The sequence below is a fragment of the Microbispora sp. NPDC049633 genome, from assembly GCF_040675265.1.
GTDB lineage: Bacteria > Actinomycetota > Actinomycetes > Streptosporangiales > Streptosporangiaceae > Microbispora > Microbispora maris.
On sequence record NZ_JBFAOO010000129.1, the window covers coordinates 1 to 21289 of the forward strand.

Annotated in this window: 18 protein-coding genes and 2 pseudogenes; 14 read left to right on the forward strand and 6 right to left on the reverse strand. The window is 73.9% G+C overall.

All coding sequences use genetic code 11. The annotated features are described in order from the left end of the window. The 5 genes and pseudogenes from AB0J39_RS27240 to AB0J39_RS27260 form a co-directional block, all read left to right on the forward strand. Positions 1-240: pseudogene (locus tag AB0J39_RS27240) on the forward strand (hypothetical protein); the annotation flags it as partial. Beyond that, positions 237-635, forward strand: coding sequence for a phage holin family protein (locus tag AB0J39_RS27245; RefSeq protein WP_363469481.1), 399 nt, complete (start codon positions 237-239; stop codon positions 633-635). The pseudogene AB0J39_RS27240 and the gene AB0J39_RS27245, both read left to right, overlap by 4 nt. Next, complete coding sequence (locus AB0J39_RS27250) at positions 611-1327, forward strand: DUF3618 domain-containing protein (protein WP_363469483.1); 717 nt, start codon at positions 611-613, stop codon at positions 1325-1327. The genes AB0J39_RS27245 and AB0J39_RS27250 overlap by 25 nt, the downstream gene beginning before the upstream one ends. A 125-nt stretch (positions 1328-1452) precedes the next feature. Continuing rightward, positions 1453-2487 carry an alcohol dehydrogenase catalytic domain-containing protein gene (locus AB0J39_RS27255; RefSeq protein WP_363469485.1) on the forward strand — a complete coding sequence of 345 codons (1035 nt, stop codon included), beginning with the start codon at positions 1453-1455 and terminating at the stop codon, positions 2485-2487. A gap of 226 nt (positions 2488-2713) precedes the next feature. Beyond that, positions 2714-4345, forward strand: a complete 1632-nt coding sequence (locus AB0J39_RS27260; RefSeq protein WP_363469487.1) for an integrase — start codon at positions 2714-2716, stop codon at positions 4343-4345. Between the two features lies 1 nt (position 4346). Here AB0J39_RS27260 and AB0J39_RS27265 read toward each other — a convergent pair whose 3' ends face one another. Both AB0J39_RS27265 and AB0J39_RS27270 read right to left on the reverse strand, forming a co-directional pair. Next, the gene (locus AB0J39_RS27265; protein ID WP_363469489.1) at positions 4347-5114 is read right to left on the reverse strand and encodes a TSUP family transporter; all 768 of its coding nucleotides are present in this window, start codon (positions 5112-5114) and stop codon (positions 4347-4349) included. 49 nt (positions 5115-5163) lie between these two features. Then, the gene (locus AB0J39_RS27270) at positions 5164-6048 is read right to left on the reverse strand and encodes a DUF2268 domain-containing putative Zn-dependent protease (RefSeq protein WP_363469491.1); all 885 of its coding nucleotides are present in this window, start codon (positions 6046-6048) and stop codon (positions 5164-5166) included. 117 nt (positions 6049-6165) lie between these two features. On the opposite strand from AB0J39_RS27270, the gene AB0J39_RS27275 reads away from it, so the two are divergent. The 3 genes and pseudogenes from AB0J39_RS27275 to AB0J39_RS27285 form a co-directional block, all read left to right on the forward strand. Further along, positions 6166-7191 carry a hypothetical protein gene (locus tag AB0J39_RS27275; protein WP_363469493.1) on the forward strand — a complete coding sequence of 342 codons (1026 nt, stop codon included), beginning with the start codon at positions 6166-6168 and terminating at the stop codon, positions 7189-7191. A 27-nt stretch (positions 7192-7218) separates the two neighbouring features. Beyond that, positions 7219-8586 carry an alpha-amylase family protein gene (locus AB0J39_RS27280; RefSeq protein ID WP_363469495.1) on the forward strand — a complete coding sequence of 456 codons (1368 nt, stop codon included), beginning with the start codon at positions 7219-7221 and terminating at the stop codon, positions 8584-8586. Between the two features lie 520 nt (positions 8587-9106). Beyond that, a pseudogene (locus AB0J39_RS27285) lies at positions 9107-9448 on the forward strand (histidine kinase dimerization/phosphoacceptor domain-containing protein); the annotation flags it as partial. A gap of 594 nt (positions 9449-10042) precedes the next feature. Here the strand turns inward: AB0J39_RS27285 and AB0J39_RS27290 are convergent. Together AB0J39_RS27290 and AB0J39_RS27295 are read right to left on the reverse strand one after the other, a co-directional pair. Then, positions 10043-10699 carry a response regulator transcription factor gene (locus tag AB0J39_RS27290; protein WP_363469497.1) on the reverse strand — a complete coding sequence of 219 codons (657 nt, stop codon included), beginning with the start codon at positions 10697-10699 and terminating at the stop codon, positions 10043-10045. Next, the gene (locus tag AB0J39_RS27295; RefSeq protein ID WP_363469499.1) at positions 10689-12791 is read right to left on the reverse strand and encodes a histidine kinase; all 2103 of its coding nucleotides are present in this window, start codon (positions 12789-12791) and stop codon (positions 10689-10691) included. The genes AB0J39_RS27290 and AB0J39_RS27295 overlap by 11 nt, the downstream gene beginning before the upstream one ends. A gap of 185 nt (positions 12792-12976) precedes the next feature. On the opposite strand from AB0J39_RS27295, the gene AB0J39_RS27300 reads away from it, so the two are divergent. After that, positions 12977-13639, forward strand: coding sequence for a hypothetical protein (locus AB0J39_RS27300; RefSeq protein ID WP_363469500.1), 663 nt, complete (start codon positions 12977-12979; stop codon positions 13637-13639). A gap of 365 nt (positions 13640-14004) precedes the next feature. After that, positions 14005-14646 carry a response regulator transcription factor gene (locus AB0J39_RS27305; protein WP_363469502.1) on the forward strand — a complete coding sequence of 214 codons (642 nt, stop codon included), beginning with the start codon at positions 14005-14007 and terminating at the stop codon, positions 14644-14646. 15 nt (positions 14647-14661) lie between these two features. Here AB0J39_RS27305 and AB0J39_RS27310 read toward each other — a convergent pair whose 3' ends face one another. Next, entirely contained in the window at positions 14662-15777 is a 1116-nt protein-coding gene (locus tag AB0J39_RS27310) for a class I SAM-dependent methyltransferase (RefSeq protein WP_363469504.1), read from the reverse strand. 394 nt (positions 15778-16171) lie between these two features. Here AB0J39_RS27310 and AB0J39_RS27315 point away from each other — a divergent pair, with 394 nt between their 5' ends. After that, on the forward strand, positions 16172-17395 hold the full coding sequence (locus AB0J39_RS27315; protein ID WP_363469506.1) for a beta-ketoacyl-[acyl-carrier-protein] synthase family protein: 1224 nt from the start codon (positions 16172-16174) through the stop codon (positions 17393-17395). Positions 17396-17428: 33 nt separating this feature from the next. On the opposite strand, the gene AB0J39_RS27320 is transcribed toward AB0J39_RS27315, so the two are convergent. After that, positions 17429-18205 carry a hypothetical protein gene (locus tag AB0J39_RS27320; RefSeq protein WP_363469508.1) on the reverse strand — a complete coding sequence of 259 codons (777 nt, stop codon included), beginning with the start codon at positions 18203-18205 and terminating at the stop codon, positions 17429-17431. Positions 18206-18311: 106 nt separating this feature from the next. On the opposite strand from AB0J39_RS27320, the gene AB0J39_RS27325 reads away from it, so the two are divergent. From AB0J39_RS27325 to AB0J39_RS27335, 3 genes are read left to right on the forward strand one after another with little or no spacing between them, the layout of a single operon-like run. Further along, positions 18312-19352: a MoxR family ATPase gene (locus AB0J39_RS27325; protein WP_363469510.1), complete on the forward strand. Its 1041-nt coding sequence runs from the start codon at positions 18312-18314 to the stop codon at positions 19350-19352. After that, positions 19349-20269, forward strand: coding sequence for a DUF58 domain-containing protein (locus AB0J39_RS27330; protein WP_363469512.1), 921 nt, complete (start codon positions 19349-19351; stop codon positions 20267-20269). Before AB0J39_RS27325 ends, AB0J39_RS27330 begins: the two co-directional genes overlap by 4 nt. Continuing rightward, the gene (locus tag AB0J39_RS27335) at positions 20266-21213 is read left to right on the forward strand and encodes a VWA domain-containing protein (protein WP_363469514.1); all 948 of its coding nucleotides are present in this window, start codon (positions 20266-20268) and stop codon (positions 21211-21213) included. The genes AB0J39_RS27330 and AB0J39_RS27335 overlap by 4 nt, the downstream gene beginning before the upstream one ends. The last annotated feature ends 76 nt before the right edge of the window (positions 21214-21289 follow it).

Here is a 21289-nt window from a genome sequence, read left to right on the forward strand (position 1 = left end):
GCCGGCGGGAGCACCGGCACCGACGGCCCGGGGACCGGCGTGACCGCCTCCCCGTCGTACGGCACCGGTGGGACCGGCGACGGATACCGCACCGGCGACGTGACGCGGAACGGCACCGGGACCGGCTACACAACCGGCGCCCGCTACCCGTCGGAGGAGATCCGGGACGGCCGCGCCGACGGGCGGGGCGATTCGGACGGGTTCCCCGGCGCGCCTGGCGCCGGAGGTGAGCCGCGATGAGCTACCCCGTCCCGCCCGCCGAGCCCTCACTGGGCAAGCTGGTCGGGGAGATCGGTGAGGACCTGTCCAAGCTGTTCCGCCAGGAGGTGGAGCTCGCGAAGGCCGAGATCCGGCAGGAGGCCGCGAAGGCCGGCAAGGCGGCCGGGATGCTCGGCGGGGCCGGTTTCGCCGGATACATGGTGGCGCTTCTCGTCACGCTGGCCGTGATGTTCGGGCTCGGCAACGTCATGGACCTGGCCTGGGCGGCACTCATCGTCGCGGTCGTGTGGGCGGTGATCGGCGGGGTCCTGTTCGCGCGCGGCAGGGAGCGCATGCGCGAGGTGAACCCCACGCCCGAGCAGACCATCGAGACGCTGAAGGAGGACGTGCAATGGGCGCGAGCCCAGAGGAGATAAGGGCCGAGATCGAGGTCACGCGGGCGGAGCTCGCCGCCGACGTGGACCGGCTCGCCGACCGGACGAGCCCGGCGCGCATCGTGCGGCGCCGTACGGACAGGATGCGCGCGATGGCGCACTCGGTGAAGGAGAAGGTGATGGGAGTGCCGGCACACGCCACCCACACGGTACGCGACCAGGCCGGTGATGCCGCGGGGACGATGCGCGACGCAGCGGCGCACGCCGGCGAGACGGTCCGCGACGCCGCGGCGCAGGCGGGCGAGACGGTGCGCGGGACCGCGGCGGAGGCCGGCGAGATGGTCAGGCACGGCGCGCAGCAGGCCGCCCAGACCGTGCGCGAGGCGCCGCGCCAGGCGATGCGGAGCACCCAGGGCAACCCGCTCGCCGCGGGGCTGATCGCCTTCGGCGCGGGGCTGCTGGCCGCGAGCCTGCTGCCCAAGACCTCCGCGGAGGAGCGGGCGGCCCTGCAGGTCAAGGACCGGGCCGAGGAGATGGTCGAGCCGGTCAAGCAGGCCGTCCAGGAGACCGCCCAGCGTGTGGGCGAGGACGCCAAGGAGGCGGTCCAGCAGGTGCGCGAGACGGCCGCCGAGGCGACCAGGACCACCGGCGAGGAGGCCCGCGACCAGGCGCGGCAGGTCACCGAGCAGACCCGTGACCAGGCACGGCAGATGACCGGGCAGACCCGGTCGTAGCGGGGGCCGTGGGAACGTTCCGAGGGCCGGGCTCGCAGTGCGGGCCCGGCCCTCGGCGTACGCCGGGATACGATCAAGGTGAAGGACCGATTCGAGGGGGCGGCGATGACGCGGAGGACGGTGGCGTGAGGGCCGCCCGGCTGCAGAAGGCGGGCGACATCCGGCTGGCCGACGAGCCGCGGCCCGTCTCGGGGCCGGGCGAGAGCCTGGTGCGCGTCACCGCCGTCGGGCTGTGCGGCTCCGACCTGCACTGGTACTCGGAGGGCGGCATCGGCGACGCGGTGCTGGACGAGCCGCTCGTCGTGGGACACGAGATCGCCGGAGTCATCGAGGGTGGTCCCCGGCATGGCGCCCGGGTCGCGGTGGACCCCGCCATCCCCTGTGGCCGCTGCGCGGTCTGCGCGACGGGATACGGCAACCTGTGCCCGGACGTCCGCTTCGCCGGGCACGGCACGCTCGACGGCGGCCTCCGCGAGTTCCTCACCTGGCCCGACGAGTTGCTGCACCCGCTGCCCGACGCGCTCTCCGACAGCGACGGGGCGATGCTCGAACCCCTCGGTGTGGCGCTCCACACCGTGGACCTGGGACATGTGAGCCTCGGGTCGCCCGTCGCCGTCGTCGGCTGCGGGCCGATCGGCCTGCTGGTGATCCGGCTCGCCCGGCTCGCCGGCGCCTCGGTGGTCGTCGCCGTCGACCCCCTGCCGCACCGCCGCGCCGCCGCCCTGCGGTTCGGCGCCGGCCACGCCCTCTCCCCCGAGGAGGCGGGACCGGCGGCGTGGGCCGGGATCGACGGGCTGGACGGCCTCGGCGTACGGGTGGCCTTCGAGGTGGCGGGCGTCGACGACGCGGTGCGCGTCGCCATGACCGCCGTACGTCCCGGTGGCCGGGTCGTACTGGCCGGTATCCCCGACGACGACCGCACTTCGTTCCCCGCATCGCTTGCCCGGCGCAAGGGTCTCACGCTCGCGCTCGTGCGGCGGATGAACCTCACCTATCCCCGGGCGATCCGCCTCGTCGCCGACGGCTCGGTGGACGTGGCATCGCTGGTCACCGAGCGCTTCCCGCTCGAGGCCACGGCGGACGCCTTCGCCGCCGCCGTCTCCCGGCGCGGGCTCAAGGTCGTGGTGGAACCCCACGGCCGAGGGCCCGGTGCGCCATAACGGGCAGACACGGTCGAATTGACAGCCGTGCCGACAGGGACGCCACGACACGCGTCAAAGTTCTCGCGAAATCCCGGTGCGGCGGGCGCGGCACGGGGTATCTTCTGAGCATCGCGCAAGCGAGCACAGGCTAATCCGGGGCAGTCGCCCCCGAGGGCGCGGTCTTTCTGGGCCGCGCCCTCTTTATTTCCCCCGATGTCCCGCACACCCCCGAGGTTGCGTCAGCATGCATGCGATTCCCGCCGGTCGTGACCCCCGGTCCTCCTACTCCCGGCACGTCACCACCCGGCTGCTCGACTTCACCAGCGCCGCCACCCCGTGGGCGCGCCGATTGTGGACCGTAAGCTCCTTCCTCGCCCTGGAGGAGCTGTACGAGGCCGGGGTGTGGGTCGATCGGCGCGTGCTGTCGCAGGCGGCGGTGGACTGGCAGCGCCACGCGCTGGAACGCCTGCTCGGCGACGATCCCGCCCTGGGCACCGCGGCCTACCGCCGTGAGCTGCGCGAGGTCCTGTGCACCACCCTCACCCTGGCCAGCGACGGCCGCCGCAAACTGCGCCACCTCATCGACATGGGGCGGCCCGGCTACCTCGGCCGCTGGTCGTCCTGTGCCGCGGCGCAGGAGCCGCCCCGGGCCGAACGGGTGGCCCGGGCCGTCGCCGCGCACCTGCTCGACAGCGGGCACAGCCTGGCGGGTGTGCAGCGCTGGCTCCGCGACGGCCATCTGAATCTGTCGGCGACGGACCTGATCGCCGAGGCGTCCGCCCTGCTGGCCCGGCCGCCGCGCCAGTGGCGGATCGTCGTCCCCTTCCGCGCGCTGAGCCGGCACGAGGAGCTCGCCGGCTGGCTGCCCAACTGGCTGACGGCCGAGCAGACGCGGCCCCTGATGGCGGGCGCGAGCGCCGAACGACACCGGGAGGTGGTGGGCGGGCTCGGCTACTCGGTCGAGGCCAGGGACGCCGAGCGCGCCGTGGAGATCGTCTCCGACCTCGTCGAACGACTCCAGGCGCGGGCGCGCTTCACTGCCGCCGGGGCGGTCGTCCCGCTGGGCGAGGCGTACATCGGGGGCGAGGACCGGCCGCTCCCCCTCCTGCTGCCGTCGCGCGGCGCGCAGGTGCTCTCGCTGGCCGCCGAGCGGCAGCTGTACGTGGTCGGCCAGGACGTGCAGCGGTTCGGCGAGCAGGCCAGGAGCACGGTCGACGAGGCCCTGGAGATCGCCTCCGGGCTCAACCAGGGGCCGCTCGCGCCCGCCATCGCGGGAGGCTGGGCGGCGCTGGAGTCCCTGCTGACCGAGGCCAGGGATCCCGACGAGCGGGAGAAGGTGGTCGCCGCCTCCCGCGCCGCCGCGCTCGTCGCCTGTTCCTGGCCGCGTGCCGAGCTCACCGCGCTCTCCTACCGGATACGCGAGGTGCCCGGTGACGCTCTCGTGGACAAGCTGGCGGCCTGCGCGTCCAATCGGGAACGTTCCACACTCGTCGCCGCCGAGCTGGAGAGCCGGGACGGGCTCCCGCTGGTGCGGTCCTGGCGGACCGGCAGCGACGTGGCGTCGGTCTTCCGGATGAAGGCGCTGCTCGCCGATCGGCGACAGGTGCTGGGGCGGGTGCGCGGCTACCTGGAGGTGTCGCTGCGGCGGTTGTATCGGTGCCGCAACATCGTGCTCCACGGCGGTTCCACCGGCGGCGTCGCGCTTCCCGCCGCCCTCCGGGTCACGGCGCCGCTGGTCGGCGCCGCCCTCGACCGCGTCGCGCACTCCCACCTCGTGGCCGGGGTGCCCCCGCTCGCGCTCGCGTCGAGGGCGGAGACCGCGCTGCGCATGGTGGACGACGATCTCGGACCCGGCCTGTGCGACCTCATCGACTGACTCATCGGCTGAGGAACTGGTCGTACCCGAGCTTGGCGACCAGGGCTGCCACCACGCACAACAGGACGACGCGGACGAACCCCGCGCCGCGGTTGAGCGCCATCCGCGCGCCGATCTGCGCTCCGGCGATGTTGCAGACCGCCATGGCCAGGCCGAGCGCCCACACCACGTGGCCCTGCACGGCGAAGACGACGAGGGCGCCGAGGTTGGTGCCCGTGTTGACGGCCTTCGCCGTGGCGGAGGCGTGGACGAAGTCCATGCCGAGGATCGAGGTGAACGCGATGAGCAGGAAGGTGCCGGTGCCGGGCCCGACGATGCCGTCGTAATAGGCGATGCCGACGCCCGCCACCGCGACTCCCGTGATCGCCCGCGCCCGCGTACGCAGGTGCGGCTGAGGCAGGCGGCCGAACCCCGGCCGCAGGGTCACGAACGCCCCCACCCCCAGCAGCACGACCATCACCAGCGGCTTCAGCACATCCGCGTCGAGCAGGGCCGCCGAGGCGGCCCCGAATCCGGCGAAGGCGACCGCCAGTGCCGCGGCCGGCACGGCCACCGCCCGGTCGAGCTTCGTCCTCCTCGCGTAGGCGACGGCGGCCGACCCCGTGCCGAAGATGGCGGCGCACTTGTTCGTCGCCAGCGCCTGGACCGGCGTGAGACCGGCCAGGAGCAGCACCGGCAACTGCAGCAGCCCTCCCCCGCCGACGACGGCGTCCACCCATCCGGCGGCCAGGGCCGCGAGGAGCAGAAGCACGACCTGTTCCGCACCCATCGGCTCCGTCCCCCTTTGCGCCGGTTTGACCATGGCTCGACGAGCGAGCCTAGCGGGCGGCGGACAGCCCGGCGTTGGCCAGGATCTCCTGACGGGACAGCGTCGTGCTCTCGGCGGCGGTCAGGCCCGAGGCGGCGAGGTGCGCGTCGACGATCCGCAGCCCGACCGGGTAGCCCGCGTGGTCGGGCAGGCCCACGGGCGGCTGCCCCATCTGCTCCGCCGTGGCGTCCCCGTGCACGTACGCGGCGAAGTTGTGCATGCCGGTCAGGTTGACGGCCTCGGTGATCGTGGCGTACGCGGCGTCGAGCGCGGGCCCGTCCAGGGAGGTGCTCCAGAGGCCGAGCCCCTCCGGCCCGTACAGCTCGCGGACGAACGCGTCGGCGAGCCCTTCGGAGACGATCTGCTCGCCGAGGGTGACGGTCGGGGGGTCCCAGACGACGTTCGAGTATCGGATGTTGTGGTTGAGCTCGTGGACGGCGCAGTGCCCGAGGCGGCCGAGGTTGTCCTCCGTCGGCCAGACGAGGAGGTAGACCAGGCCCCTGCCGCTCATGCCGAGGTAGCCGTGGTTGCGCCGCACCAGGTGCTCCGCGTCGGGGTCGCCGAGGACGATGTAGACCTGCAGCGTCTCGGGATGCCGGATGCCGGGCACGGCCTCGCGCTGGTGCTTCCACGCGCCGCTGAGCGCGTCGCGGACCTGCTCCCACACTCCCGCCTCGCGCATCCGCCGCAAGGCGGGCAGGTACCGCTCGTCGTCGCGGTCGACGCGGAAACCGAACCCCTTGTGGTGCATGCCGACGACGTCGTCGACGGGCATCCAGGGCACGGCGTCCCACATCGGGCGGAGCATGCCGGTGAGCGCGGCGGGCCGTTCCGCGAGGGGGGCGGCCAGCAGGCCGGCCATCGCGGTGGCCGTGTCGTGAACGATGATCTCCATACCGCCGACGCTAGAAGCTCACGCTACGTGAGGCTCAAGGGATTTCCCCCGCGCGGGGGATGCCGGTCCCGCTGCCTGGGGAGGCACGGCGAGGAGGCGGCCACGAGCCTGGAAGGCATGGAAACGGCACATCTTCACCGGGAGTCCCCGCCCGCGCGCACCGGCGCGCTCACCACCGCCGCCGCGGCGGTGGCCGGTCTCGCGCTGGCCGGCGCCGGGGCGAGCGGGATCGCCTTCGACATCGTGGGCGGGATCATGGCGGGGATCGCGGCGGTCACCGGGGAGAGCGGCGTCGTCGACCTGGGCTTCGACCCGCCGATGGCCGCCGCCCGCGCCGCCGCGCTCGCCGCCGGCACGACGCTCCTCGTCACCGCCGTACGACGTCGCCGCCGCGCGCGCGGCGCCTGCGCACGCTGCGGCCGGCGGCCGGACCACAGCGCGGCAGGCCACAGCGCGGCAGGCCACAGCGCGACGGGCCACAGCGCGGCAGGCCACAGCGCGGCGGGTCACGATGGACGCGACGACGCGGGCCACGCCTCTCCCGCCGGCGGGGGCCGGGAGACGTGGCAGAGGCTGAGCGTCCGCGCCGGATACCTGACCGTGCTGCTCGCGGCGGGGTACGGCGCGCTGAAGGTGCAGTGGGGCCTCGGGGGCACGGTCGGCCTCACCGATCCCCGCGCGTTCGGGGACGTGCACCTGTGGACGCCGGGGCTGGGCGACACCGGGGTGCTGGCGCTGATCGGCATGGCCCTCGGGCTGGGATTCGCCCGGACCTGGCGGCCGCCGCTGCGCATGCCGCGGTGGATGCCGCTGACCGCCGCCGTCGTGGGGAGCGTGATGCTGGTCCCGGTCGGCGTCCTCGGCACGGGGCTGAGGGTCGCGGTCGCCCTCGGCCTCGCGCAGCCGTCCCTTGAGGGGGTCTCCCCCTGGGTGTTCGACGTCATCTATCCCTGGTTCCTCGCCTGGGGGCTGGCGATGGGCACGGCGGCCGCCGGCTACCACTACCGCACGCGTGGCGTCTGCCGCGCCTGCGGCCGGGGGCGTCCCGCCTTCGCGCGGGACACCGGCGCAGGGGTGCCGGCGGCACGGAAGGGAGCAGGGGGGCCGGCGGCACGGAAGGGTGCAGGGACGACGACACTGTGACCGGACGGGCGACGATGAGGAGCGGCTGTGACGTCATGGAGCGACCACGCGATCTGGTGGCATGTCTACCCTCTGGGCTTCACCGGCGCCCCGCTGACGGCGCCGCCCGAGGGAGCGCCGGTCCGGCACCGCCTGCGGCGTCTGGAGAGCTGGCTCGACTACGCCGTCGACCTCGGCTGTTCGGGTCTCCAACTGGGCCCGATCTTCGCGTCGCAGACGCACGGGTACGACACGGTGGACCACTTCCGGGTCGATCCCCGCCTCGGGGACGACGACGACTTCGACCGCCTGGTGGCGCAGGCGCGGCGGCGCGGGCTCCGGGTGCTGCTCGACGGGGTGTTCAACCACGTGGGCAGGGGGTTTCCGGTCTTCGCCCGGGCGCTCGCGGAGGGGCCGGACTCCCCCGCCGCGCGCTGGTTCCGGCCGGGTGACGGCGCCGGTGGCTTCGCCGTGTTCGAGGGCCACGACCAGTTGGTGGCGCTGAACCACGCGGAACCCGCCGTGCTCGACCACGTCGTACGGGTGATGAGCCACTGGCTCGGCCGGGGCGCGTCCGGCTGGCGGCTGGACGCGGCGTACGCCGTGCCGCTCCCCTTCTGGCGTGAGGCCGTCACGCGGGTGCGGCGGGAGCATCCGGACGCCTGGTTCGCCGGCGAGGTGATCCACGGCGACTACGCGGCGTACGTGACCGAGGGCGGCCTCGACTCGGTGACGCAGTACGAGCTGTGGAAGGCCGTCTGGAGCTCGCTCAACGACGGCAACTTCTTCGAACTCGCCTGGGCGCTCGACCGGCACGACCGGCTGCTGGAGGTGTTCGCGCCGATGACGTTCGTCGGCAACCACGATGTGACCCGCCTGGCCAGCAGGCTCACCGATTCGCGGCACCTGGGGCACGCGCTGGCCGTCCTGCTGACCGTGGGCGGGGTGCCGAGCGTCTACTACGGCGACGAGCAGGCGTTCGCCGGGATCAAGGAGGAACGCGCCGGGGGCGACGACGCGATCCGGCCCGCCTTCCCGGACGGCCCGGGCGACCTCGCGCCGCACGGCCTGCCGGTCTACCGGCTCCACCGGCGGCTGATCGGGCTGCGCCGCCGCCATCCCTGGCTGGCCCGGGCGCGCACGAAGGCCGAGCACGTCGCCAACACAGCCCTCGCGCTGCGCAGTGAGGGACCGGCGGGAGAGGTCGTCACGCTGCTCAACATCGGCGAGGACGCCTACCGCTTCCCCGTGGACGTCTCCCGGCTCGCCGTCGCGGAGAGCTGTGCCGTCGCGGAGAGCTGTGCCGGGGCGGAGGGCTGTGCCGGGGCGGAGGGCTCCGCCGGAGCGGATGACGTCTATGGAGATCCCGCTCTCGTGCCCGCGCACGGGTGGCGGGTGCTCGTCCCCAGGCCGTGACCGGACGGCACGGCACGCGCCGTCACTGCGGGACCATCGAACCGTGAACCAGGTCCTCGCCCCGCTCCTCGACAGGGTCACCTACCGAAGGTGGGCCTGCCTGATCGTCGGCGGGGCGCTGCTCATGCCCTACATGATGGCCGGGGAGGTCGCGACGGCGCTGTGGCGCCCGGCGCCGCAGGCCGGCGATCCGCTGCTGTCGGTTCAGCCGTTGATCTTCATCGGGGTGCTCCCGGTGGTGGCCGCCTCGGGGCTGTTCCTGCCGGTCCGTGCCTTCGAGGTCGCCGCCGCCCGCACGTTGCTGGGCGCGGCCGTCGAGACCCCGCCGTCCTCCGTACGGCGGACCTGGTCCGAACGGCGCCGGACCGCGGCGTGGTTCACCCTGCACCTGGCCCTCGGCGGCCTGGTGAGCGGGGTGACCCTGGCCATGGTGCCGTTCGCGGTCTGGCTGGCGGTCCTCCCACTGGCCGGGGATCATCTCGGGCTGGTGGATCCCGGGCTCCGCACCGGCTGGGTCACGATGTGGGGTCCGCCCGCGGGGCTGGCCGTCCTCGTCTGCCTGCTCTTCCTCGCGGCCGGCGCCGGGGCGCTGCTGGCCCGCCTGGCCCCCGTGTTCCTCGGGCCGTCCGCGGCCGACCGGCTCGCGTCGGCGCGGCAGGCCGCGCGCCGGCTCGCGGTGCGCAACCGGCTCGCCAGGGAGTTGCACGATTCGGTGGGCCACGCCCTCAGCGTGGTGACCGTGCAGGCCGCCGCGGCCGGACGGGTGCTCGACCGGGATCCCGCCGCCGCCCGGGCCGCGCTGGAGGCGATCGAGACCTCCGCCCGGAGCGCGCTGGACGAGCTCGACCACGTGATCGGCGTGCTGCGGGAGGGCGGAGGGCGGGCCTCGCCGGAACCGTCCCTCGACGACCTGCCCGCGTTGCTCGACGCCGCGGTTCCCGCGGACAGGCCGGTCACCCGGCGGCTGGGCGAGCTGTCGGGGATCCCTTCCGTGATCTCCCGTGAGGCCTACCGCGTCGTGCAGGAGGCGGTGACCAACGCGATCCGCTACGGCACCGGCCCGATCGAGGTCGACGCCGGGGTGTCCGGTCGCGTGCTGGAGGTGTCGGTCCGCAACGCGGTCGGTGACACGATCGGTACGAGGGCGTCCCGCGGGCGTGGCCGTCCCGGGGCGGGTGGGCGAGGCCCGGCCGGCGGGGCCACCGGCAGGACGGACGACGTTGCGGGCGACATGACGGGCGGCGCGACCGGCACCGCCCCCAGCGGCGGGAGCACCGGCCACGGGCTGGACGGCATCCGCGAGCGGGTGACGCTGCTCGGGGGCCGGATGGAGGCGGGCGGCGACGACCGGACGTGGCGGTTCCACGCCCGCATCCCCCTGCCGGGCGGTGACGCCGCCGACCGGCCAGAGCACCCGCGTCCCCGCCCGGGTGATCTTCCCCGGGCCCCTGCCGGGTCAGGTGCGACCGAGTCCGGCGTCGCGTGCGCGGATGATGGCCTCGGCGCGGTCGGCGACGTGCAGCTTGGCGAAGATGTTCGAGACGTTGTTGCGCACGGTCTTCTGCGACAGGAACAGCGTGCTCGCGATCTGCGCGTTCGACCGTCCCGCGGCGACCAGTGAGAGGACGTCGCGTTCGCGCGGTGTGAGCTGCGGGAACGCGGTGAGTTCGGACGCCGGCGACGGGCCGGCGAAGAACTCGGCCACGCGGAGCGCGACCGCCGGGCCGAAGATCGCCTCCCCATGGGCGACCGCCACGATGGCCCGGGTGATCTCGGCCTGGTTGGCGCCCTTCAGCAGGTAGCCGCGGGCTCCGGCCCGCATGGCGGCGAACAGCGTGCTGTCCTCCTCCGACATCGTCAGCACGACCACCCCGATGTGCGGGCTGTCCTCGACGACGCGCCTGGTCGCCTCGATCCCGTCCAGCTCCGGCATCGTGACGTCCATCACCACGATGTCCGGCTGCAGCTCCGCGGCGCGCTCGACCGCTTCCCGGCCGTTCGCGGCCGTGCCGACCACCTCGATGCCGGGGATCGAGGCCAGCAGCATGGCGAGCCCTTCGCGGTAGACCGGGTGGTCGTCGGCGAGCAGCACCCGGATCGAATCATCGGACACCCGCCACCTCCGTCTTCTCCGTCGTGCCGGTCTCCTCCTGAAGGGGCAGCAGCGCCCGGACCAGCGTCCCGCCGCCGGGCGGGCAGACGACCTCGCAGCCGCCGCCGAGCTCGGCCGCGCGCTCCCGCAGCGAGAGCATCCCCACCCCGGCCATCACGTCGGCCCCGATGCCCGAGCCGTCGTCCCGCACCGTCACCTCCAGCGCTCGTTCCCGCACACCTATGGTGATGTCGCAGTGCGCCGCGCCCGAATGCCGGACCACGTTCGCCAGCGCCTCCGACACGATGCGGTACGCCGCCACCTCGACCGCGGCGGGCAGCGAGCCGAGATCTCCCTCGGAGGTCACGGCGACCTTGAGCCGGCCCGACCTGACGCGCTCCGCCTGTTGCTCGACGGCGCGGCGCAGGCCGAGCTCGTCGAGAGCCGGCGGGCGCAGGTCGTGCACCAGCCGCCGGACGTCCGCAAGGACGGCGGCGACGTCTGCGGCCGCCTGCTCCAGCATTCGGTCGGACTGCTCGGGAGCGCTGCGGGCCAGGTTCCGCGCGGTCTCGATGCGCAGCGCCACGGCGCCGAGGCTCGGACCGAGCCCGTCGTGCAGGTCGCGCCGCAGCCGCCTGCGTTCCTCTTCCCGCGTGCCGACGAGCTGCACGCGAATGCGCTGCAGGTCGGCGCTGAGCTCGCTCGCCCGGGCCGCCGCCGCGGCCTGCCGTACGAGATCGCCGAGGAGCCGCTGGTCGCGTTCGGTCAGGTCGGCACGGCACAGCATGAGGCGGCCCACCACCTCTCCCCGGTAGGCCACCGGCAGCGACAGCGACGGCCCGTGCGGGGAGCCGTGCTCCACGACCGATCGGGCGCCGCCGGCCCGCTCGATCTCCACCCTGACGTAGGGGAGACGGAAGGCGCCGGCCACCGTCCGGGCCAGCGCGAGCAACTGGTCGTCCGGATCGGTGGCCAGTTCGAGCCGCTCGGCGAGTGTCGAGACCATGCCGTACGGATCGTCGCGCCCTCCGCGCAGCAGCCGGCGTACCGCCCGCCACAGCCAGCCCCGCAGGGGCGCGTAGACCACCGCGACGATCGCGATCGCGGCCAGGGCCGAGTCACGCTCCCCCAGCGTGCTTCCCGCGACGGTGAAGACGGCGACGTCGATGACGACCACCGACAGGGCGAGCAGGCCGTACAGGACGGTCGCGGGCAGCAGCCGGTCGATGTCGTACAGCCGGTATTTGGTGACCGCGACCAGCACGGCGGCGGAGGTGAGCGCGACCGCGAAACAGAAGAGCATCGCCGTGACCTCGACGGGCGCCACGAACTGGAGCAGCAGCACGAACATGCTCACGAGCGCCGACCAGGTCAGCCAGCGGATCTGGGCACGCCGATCGGCGTCGGCGACGCGGTAGCGGTGCAGCATGACCGCGAACGGCACCACCAGGCTCACCGGCACGGCGGCGTACGCGACGGCCAGCACGGGTGCCCACACGTCGTACGGCAGGGGGATGCTCACGGGATCCAGCGCGAGACGGGAGATCTCCGCGGGGATCGGGGTGGCGTTGTACCGCGCCATCACGTCCATCGGCACGACCAGCAGCAACGCCGGCAGCAAGGCGGTCAGCACGAGGCTGGCGACGGACAACCACCGCCATGCCCCGGCCGCCGGCAGCCGTCCGTCGGGAAACAACAGGATCAGCAGCGGCAGCCCCATCAGCAACGCCGACCCGAAACGTGCGAACAACCAGTAGACGGCCGAGGCGCCCGGCGCGCCCGGCGAGGTGTAGATCGCGTACAGCGACCAGGTGCCGAGGAAGCCGTTCAGCGCCCATTCCAGTCCGGAGACGATCAACACCCAGGCCACGGGATGCCGCGGCAGTCGGCGCAGCAGCAGGGCGCCGGGCAGTGCCTGCGCCAGGCCGGCCATGGCCGACGGCCAGTTGGCGATGGCGAGGTCGGCGCCGGGCGAGGCCGCCACTCCGCTGTTGCGCATGTCCACGATCACCGTGGCGGCCACGAGCGCGAGCGCGACGGCGGCCGCCACCGGCGCCGTCCAGGCGGCCGTCCGGTCCGTCGCCGGCCGCCCGGCCGCATCCACATCCACCACGACAGGCATTGTCCCCTGCTCGCCGTCCCGCTGTCCCGGGACGGGAGTCCCGGGACCGCCGTCCCGGGGCGGGTGCCCGGCGGCAGGGGCCGGATCCGGGACCGGCGGCCCTGTGGAGCCGGGGCGGCGGGCGCGGATGGTGGATCCGCACGGCGCACCGGCGCCGCACGCACGGAAGGACAATCATGGACACGCACGTCACCAGGCAAGCCGCCAAGGCACGCACGGATCTCACCCCGCCCGAGGCCCCCTCCCCCGGCGCCTCCCGACTCGGCTCCTTCCGCCTGGCGGGAGCTGCGCTCACGATCGGCACGCTGGCCTGGGCCGCCAGCATCTTCGTCTACGGCACCGACGCGCAGGGGATGGGCGGACGCATCCACGACCTCACCGGCCTGGCCTTTCAGCTCGGCGTGTTCTGCCTGCTGTGGGTGCAGACGCGAACACGGGCGATCGGCGTCTCGCGGGGCGGCGTGATCGGGCTCCGGGTCGAGGCGGTGCTGCTCGGCGTGGCGAGCGTCTGGTCGCTGCTGCACGGGGTCCTGCCCGACAACCTGCGGGACCCGGCCTGGCTGGGGTTCCTAGACGTGTTCTGGCCGCTGTCGATGTTCGGCATGTTCGTGATCGGTGTCAAGCTCGCGATCGCCGCGAGGTGGCGGGGAGTGCTGCGCTGGTGGCCGCTCGTCGCCGAGACCTGGGCGGTGGCGACCGTCCCCACCTATCTCGTATTCGGCGACCCCCTGGCGAACTGGGTCGGCGGCTGCCACCTCGTCGTCGGCTACGCGCTGCTCGGGCTGCTGCTCGCCCGGCGTCCCGAGCTCGCGGTCGCGGACGACGACAACGGCCGCTGACCCGCCCCCCGGTGACAGGAGGTCCTCATGGCTGAGCTGATGCCGCCGGCCACGACGGTCACGACGGCCCCCGCCGACGGCGGGCCCGCGAGCTCGGGCGCCTCCCACGCCCCCGAGCCGGGTGCTCACTGTCGACCACGCCGGATACCGCCTCACCGTCGATCGCGAGCGCATCGACCCCGCCCGCTTCCTTGCTCTGGTCTCCGAGGCCGGGCACGCCGCCGATCCCCGCGTCGTGGAGCGGGCGGCGGCCGGGGCCCTAGCGCTGTGGCGTGGCGAGCCGTACACCGATCTGGGCGGGCAGGAGTACGCCGCCGGGGGCGACCGGCCGGGCGGCGCCACCGGCGGCTGTCTAGGGTTGAGCCATGACGCTGCGCGTGGTGATCGCCGACGACGAGGACCTGATCCGCACCGGCCTGCGGATCATCGTCGAGTCCGAGCCCGGCCTCAGCGTCGTGGGCGAGGCGTCGGACGGCGCCGAGGCGGTGTCGGTCGTCCGCACGACGAAGCCCGACGTGGTGCTCATGGACGTACGCATGCCCGCGGCGGGCGGCATCCAGGCGTCGCAGGCCCTCGCCGCTGCGGGAAGCGCGCCCAAGGTGATCGTGGTGACGACGTTCGAGAACGACGACTACGTCTATGAGGCGCTGCGCGCCGGCGCGAGCGGCTTCCTGCTCAAGCGGGCGAGGGCGGACGAGCTCGTCCAGGCGATCCGGGTGGTGGCGGCGGGTGAGTCACTGCTGTTCCCGGCCGCCATCCGGTCGCTGGTCGCGGCCCGCGGCGCCGCCCGCGCCGTCCCCGGCATCGGCCGGCTGACCACACGTGAGGGGGACGTGCTGCGGCTGATGGCACGCGGCCTGTCGAACGCGGAGATCGCCGCCGAGCTCGTCGTAAGCACGGAGACCGTCAAGACCCACGTGGGGAACGTCCTGGCCAAACTGGCCGCCCGCGACCGCACGCAGGCGGTGGTCGCCGCATACGAGTCGGGCTTCGTCTCTCCCCGCTGAGCCGGCCCGGCCACGTCACCTGCCGGCCAGGCGCCACAGCGAGGTGACCTCCGCGGCTCGGGCGGCGTGGAGGAGATCCGCGCCGTCCGTCGCCCGCGGGTGCCGCGGCCTGGTATCGATCCTGTCCACCACGCGGAGGCCCGCCGCCTCGACTAGGGCCGGCAGGTGGCCGCGTGGCCTGAGCCCGAGGTGTTCGGCCAGGTCCGACATGATGAGCCAGCCTTCTCCGCCCGGGCGCAGGTGGGCGGCGAGCCCGTCCAGGAAGCCGTGGAGCATGCCGCTGCCCGGATCGTAGACGCCCTGCTCCAGGGCCGAGGCCGGACGGGCAGGGATCCAGGGCGGGTTGCAGACGACGAGGTCGGCTCGTCCGCCTGGGAAGAGACAGGGACCGGTCACGTCGACGCGGGCGGCGAGGCCCAGCCGGCGGAGGTTGTCGCGGGCGCAGGCCAGCGCCCGCGGGTTGACGTCGGTGGCGACGATACGGTCGAGCCCTCGGTGAGCCAGCACTGCGGCCAGCACTCCGGTCCCCGTGCCGAGGTCGAACGCGGTATGGCGGGCGCGGCCGAGCGGTGCCCGGGCGACCAGGTCGACGTACTCCCCCCTGACAGGCGAGAACACGCCGTAGTGGGGGTGGATGCGAGCGCCGAGGAAAGGTACATCCACGCCTTTGAGACGCCACTGGTGCGCCCCGATCACGCCCAGCAGCTCCGTGAGGGAGACCGCCATCGGCTCGTGGGGCGTGCCGTACGCCTCGGTGCACGCGCGGCGTACGTCCGGAGCCCTGCGCAGGTCCAGAGCGTGGGTGTCGTCCAGCACCACGACGAGCCTGCCCAGGATACGGGCCCGGTCGCCACGGGCCCGGCGGTGAGTGTGGAAGGCCTCACAGGCGTCGTCACCCGGAGGAAGAGGTCTCCGGTCGATGCGGCGGCTCATCGCCCGCAGGAGCTGACGTCCGTTGTGGTAGTCACCTCGCCACAGCAGCGCCGTCCCCTCGCGGGCGAGCCGGTAGGCGGTGCCGGCTTTCATGTGGTCGTCCGCGACGACGATCCGCCGGGGCGGCGGAGCCGCGCTCTCGGAGTGCCAGTGGGCGGATCGGGCGGTGCGGCCTTCGGTCCAGTGGATCGTGGACACGACGTACTCCTCGTGGTCGACGTGCGGATGGGCACGAAGAGCACTTCGACGAGGAGCACGGCGGACACGCCCGTGCTGCGGCACGAGCGTGAGTGACAGAGCAGGAAGGGTTACCGCTCCCGCGTCGAAGCGCGAGAGCAGGCGTCGCCGAGGACCATTCCGAGCGTCATGATCAGCCCTTTCAGAAAGACGCACACGAGGTTCGCACAACCCTCCGGGGCAGGCAAACACGGTGCGGTGACGAGCGGCGGGCAGCGCGGCGCCGACAAAACTTCCGCGGATTTTTGGTCGATCGTCATGCCTGCCCCAGGTGAGGGCGCTTTGGCAGCGTGAGAGGCGGAAGCGCACCGCCACAAGGGACGAATCGGTGCGGCCACAGAGCAGGGGGTCGTCGATGGGAGACGGGATCAGGGCGGGCGTGCCGGTCACCGGGCTGGGCGCCGTCACACCGCTGGGCGGCGACGTGGCCACCACCTGGGCGGGCCTGCTGGAGGGGCGGTCCGGCATCCGCCTGATCGAGGAGGACTGGGCCGAGGCCCTGCCCGTACGGATCGCCGGTCGGCTCCCCGTGGACCCCGCCGAGGTGCTGGGCCGGGTGACGGCGCGGCGGCTCGACCGCTGTCAGCAGGCCGCGCTGATCTCGGCGCGGGAGGCGTGGGCCGACGCGGGAGCGCCCGGCGTCGAGCCCGAGCGCCTCGCCGTGGTGATCGGCACGGGGGTCGGCGGCGTCCTGACCACGCTCACACAGAACGAGATCCTCGAAAGATCCGGGCCGCGCAGGGTCTCGCCGTACACCGTGCCCATGCTCATGCCGAACGGGCCCGCGGCGGCGGTCAGCATCGAGTTCGGCGCGCGGGCGGGCGCGCACACGCCGGTGAGCGCGTGCGCCACCGGCGCCGAGGCGATCGCTATGGGCCTGGACCTCATCCGCCTGGGCCGCGCGGACGTGGTGATCGCGGGCGGGGCGGAGGCGTGCGTGCATCCGCTGACCCTGGCCGGGTTCGCCCAGGCCAAGGCGGTCTCCACGCGCAACGACGCGCCGCAGGAGGCGTCCCGGCCCTTCGACGCGGGGCGCGACGGTTTCGTGCTGGGCGAGGGAGCGGCACTGGTCGTGCTGGAACGCGCGGAGTTCGCCGCCGCCCGCGGCGCCCGGGTGCACGCCACCCTGGCCGGCGCGGGAACCACCTCCGACGCCCACCACATCACCGCGGCCGACGCGGCCGGGCAGGCGCGGGCGATGCGGCTCGCCCTGGCCGACGCCGGGCTCGACGCTCTCGACGTGGGCTACGTGAACGCCCACGCCACCTCGACCCCCACGGGTGACCTGACCGAGAACGAGTCGGTCGCCGAGGCGATCGGGACGCATCCCGCGGTCACCGCGATCAAGTCGATGACCGGTCACCTGTGCGGGGCGGCCGGGTCGCTGGGCGCGATCGCCACAGTCCTCGGCCTGCGCGACGGGGTGATCCCCGCCGTCCGCAACCTCGACGACCCGGACCCGGAGGTAAAGCTGGACGTCGTGGCCGGCGCGCCGCGCCGGGGACGGTGGACGGCCGGGCTGGTGAACTCCTTCGGCTTCGGCGGCCACAACGCCTCGCTGGTCTTCACCACCGCCTGATCCACCCGATCCGCCTGATCCACCCGATCCGCGTCAGATCGGGCCGCGTCCGCCGAAGACGTCGTCGGGCCAGGGGCTCTCGCCGCCCTCGCCGCTGCCGGACGGGCCGGGCGTGGGCTGCTGCGGCTCGGGCGAGGCGGGCTCGGGCGGCGGGGTGGGCACGAACTGCGTGTTCGGCAGCGGCCGGGACGGCTCCTGCTCGTCCTCGCCGCGGAACAGCAGCATCGAGACGACCAGCAGCAGCGCCAGCACCAGCGTGGCCAGCAGCGTGGAGGCGAGCACGACCGAGCGCCGGGTGGCCACCGGCGGCGGGGGCGGCGCGGGCGGGGCGGGCAACGCGGGAGTGCGGTCGCCCAGCCAGTAGTGCACGAAGTCGGGCCCGTGCCGCCGCCCCGTCAACGTCCCGGACACCGGCACCGGATCGAGGAACCGCTCGGCTCCGGGACCGTTCGCCACGTACGGCACGGCCACCCAGGGCGCGGGCCCGTCCTGCATCGCCAGGACGGGAGGCGTGTCGGGGGCCATCCTGCCGCGCACCCGGTCCACCAGCGAGGCGCCCCACGCGCGCACGCCTGTCCTTCCCTGTGTTTCTCTGATCGCGTCGCTTTGCGCGTCCCTGATCGCGGTGACGAAGCGGTCCCTGGCGGCGGCGTCGAGGGCGGCGCCGCTGGACAGGACGGCCACCGACACCACCCGGCCGTCCGGCGCCTGCCCCAGATAGACGAGCCCGGCCGGGGCCGTCCGCAGACGCGCCTGCAGCGCGAACGGCCCCACGTGGGGCGGGTCGCCGTACTGCAGCGGAGTCACCATCCCCCACATGAAAACACACGGGCGCGGCGGGGGGTGTGGCGCGCGCCGGGACGGGCAAATGGGAGAGAAATGGATTCTCCAGCCGAGTCACGATTGAATAACGAGCATGACCGTTGCCGATGAACGCAGTGACCCCGAGCCCGGCGAGGGCGTGACGGAGCAGGAGGGCGAGGCCCGGCTGGACACCCTGCGGGAGGCGCTGAGCGAGGTCCGGCGGGTGATCGTCGGGCAGGAGCACATGGTCGAGCGGCTGCTGGTGGCGCTGCTCGCCCGGGGACACTGCCTGCTCGAAGGCGTCCCGGGGGTCGCCAAGACGCTGGCCGCCTCGACGCTGGCCACCGTGGTGGGCGGGACGTTCGCCCGCATCCAGTTCACCCCCGACCTGGTGCCCAGCGACATCGTCGGCACCCGCGTCTACCACCCGAGCTCCGAGCGGTTCGACGTCGAGCTCGGGCCGGTGTTCGTCAACTTCCTGCTGGCCGACGAGATCAACCGCGCTCCGGCGAAGGTGCAGTCGGCCCTGCTGGAGGTGATGGCCGAGCGGCAGGTGACGCTCGCGGGGCGCACCCACCCGCTGCCCCGGCCGTTCGTCGTGCTGGCCACGCAGAACCCGATCGAGTCGGAGGGCGTCTACCCGCTGCCGGAGGTGCAGCGCGACCGGTTCCTGTTCAAGGTGCGCGTGTCCCACCCGAGCGCGCACGAGGAGCTGGAGATCCTGCAGCGGATGAGCGTGCGCCCGCCCGTGCCCAAGCCGGTGCTCGACCCCGCCACGCTGGTGCGGCTGCAGGACATGGCCGAGGAGGTCTCGGTCCACCAGCTCGTGGCCGACTACGTCGTACGGCTCGTCATGGCGACGCGCGCCCCCGAGGACTACGGCCTGGCCGACCTGCGGGACACGATCGAGATCGGGGTGAGCCCCCGGGCGACGCTGGGCCTGATCTCCGCCGGGCGGGCCCTGGCCCTGCTGCGCGGGCGCGACTACCTGCTGCCCGACGACGTCCGCGACGTGGCGATCGACGTCATGTCGCACCGGCTGATGCTCACCTTCGACGCCCTGGCCGACGAGGTGGACCCCGACGAGGTCGTACGCCGGGTGCTGCAGGCGGTGCCGCCGCCGCTCGTGGTGTGGAACCAGGGCATGCGATGAGCGGGGCCAACCCCGACCAGGCGCTGCGGCGGCTGGAGCTGACGGTGGTGCGGCGGCTGGACGGGCTGCTGCAGGGCCGCCACCAGGGACTGATCCCCGGACCCGGCAGCGAGCACGGCGACAGCCGCGTCTACGTGCCCGGCGAGGACGACGTGCGCCGCATGGACTGGGCGGTGACCGCGCGCACGACGGTCCCGCACGTGCGGGACCTCATCGCCGACCGGGAGCTGGAGACGTGGGTGGTGGCCGACCTGTCGGCCAGCATGGAGTTCGGCACGGCGAGCATGTCCAAACGCGATCTGGCCATCAGCGCCGTCGGGGCGATCGGGATCCTCGCGAGCCGGGTCGGCGACCGGTTCGGCGCCTACATCCTGTACGGCGACGACGTGCACCGCTATCCGGCCAAGTCCGGCCGCCCCCGGCTGTACGCTCTGCTGCACTCGCTGCTAAGCGCGCCGCCCGCGGAGGGCGCGGTGGACCTCGGGGAGGCTCTGGAGATGCTGGCGCCGGCGCACCGCAAGCGCGGGCTGCGGGTCGTCGTGTCCGACTTCCTCGACTCGCCGGACTCCTGGGAGCCGCCGCTGCGCCGCCTGGCCGCGCGGCACCAGGTGCTCGCCGTGGAGATCGTCGATCCCCGCGAGCTGGAGCTGCCCGACGTCGGGTTCGTCACCCTCGCCGACCCCGAGACCGGGCACTCGCGCGGGGTCCGGCTGTCGCGCGCGCTCAGGGAGCGGTACGCCGAGGCGGCGGCCGAGCAGCGCGGGTGGATCCGGGCCGCGCTGCGCCGGGCCGGGGCGGCCCATCTCGTGCTGCGCACCGACCGCGACTGGGTGTTCGACATCGCCGAATTCGTGCTGCGGCAGCGGCGGGCCTCTCATCTGCTGCGCCGGGCCGCCGGCGGGAAGGCGGGCGCATGACGTTCCTCGCCCCCGGCTGGCTGTGGCTGTTCGTCCTGGTCGCCGCGATGGTCGCGGCGTACATCTGGGCGCAGTTCGCGCGCCGCCGCTACACGGTGCGCTTCACGAACCTCGCGCTGCTGTCACTGGTGGCACCCGAGCGGCCGACCTGGCGGCGGCACGTGCCGGCCGTTCTGTTCCTCGTCATGATGAGCCTGCTGGTCCTCGGCGCGGCCCGGCCTGCGGGCGCGGTGAAGGTGCCCCGCGACCGCGCCACCATCATGGTCGCCGTGGACGTGTCGCTGTCGATGGAGTCGGCGGACGTCACCCCCACCCGGCTCGTCGCGGCCAAGCAGGCCGCCCAGCAGTTCGTCGACGACCTGCCCGAGCGGTTCAACGTCGGGGTGGTGGCCTTCGCGAGGTCGGCCGCCGTGGTCATCTCCCCCACCACCGACCACGCGGCCGTGAACACCGCGATCTCCAGCCTGACCACCCGGCCCGGCACGGCGATCGGCGAGGCCGTGTTCAACTCGCTCGACTCGATCAGGTCGTTCGACCAGCGGGCGGTCACCGACCCGCCCCCGTCGGCGATCGTGCTGCTGTCGGACGGCGACAACACCTCCGGGCGGTCGGTCAACGAGGCCATCGAGGCGTCGGTCGGCGCGAAGGTGCCGGTGTCCACGATCGCCTACGGCACGCCGGAGGGCACGGTGACGATCGACAACCGGGCGGTGCAGGTCCCGGTCAACAAGACGACGTTGAAGTCGCTGTCGGACGGCACCGGGGGCCGGGCGTACACCGCCGAGTCGGGCAGCGAGCTGCGCGACGTGTACACGCAGATCGGCACCTCGCTCGGATACAAGGTCGTGCACCAGGAGATCACGCAGCGGTTCCTCGTCGCCGCGATCGTCGCGGGACTGCTGGCGGCGGCCGCCGCGATCCTCCTCGGCGCCCGCATCCCCTGACCCGCGCGCGGTCGTGGCCCGCCCCCCCGGGACGGGGCCCCCCCCCGCGGGGCCCCGGGGCGAAACCCGTATGGGG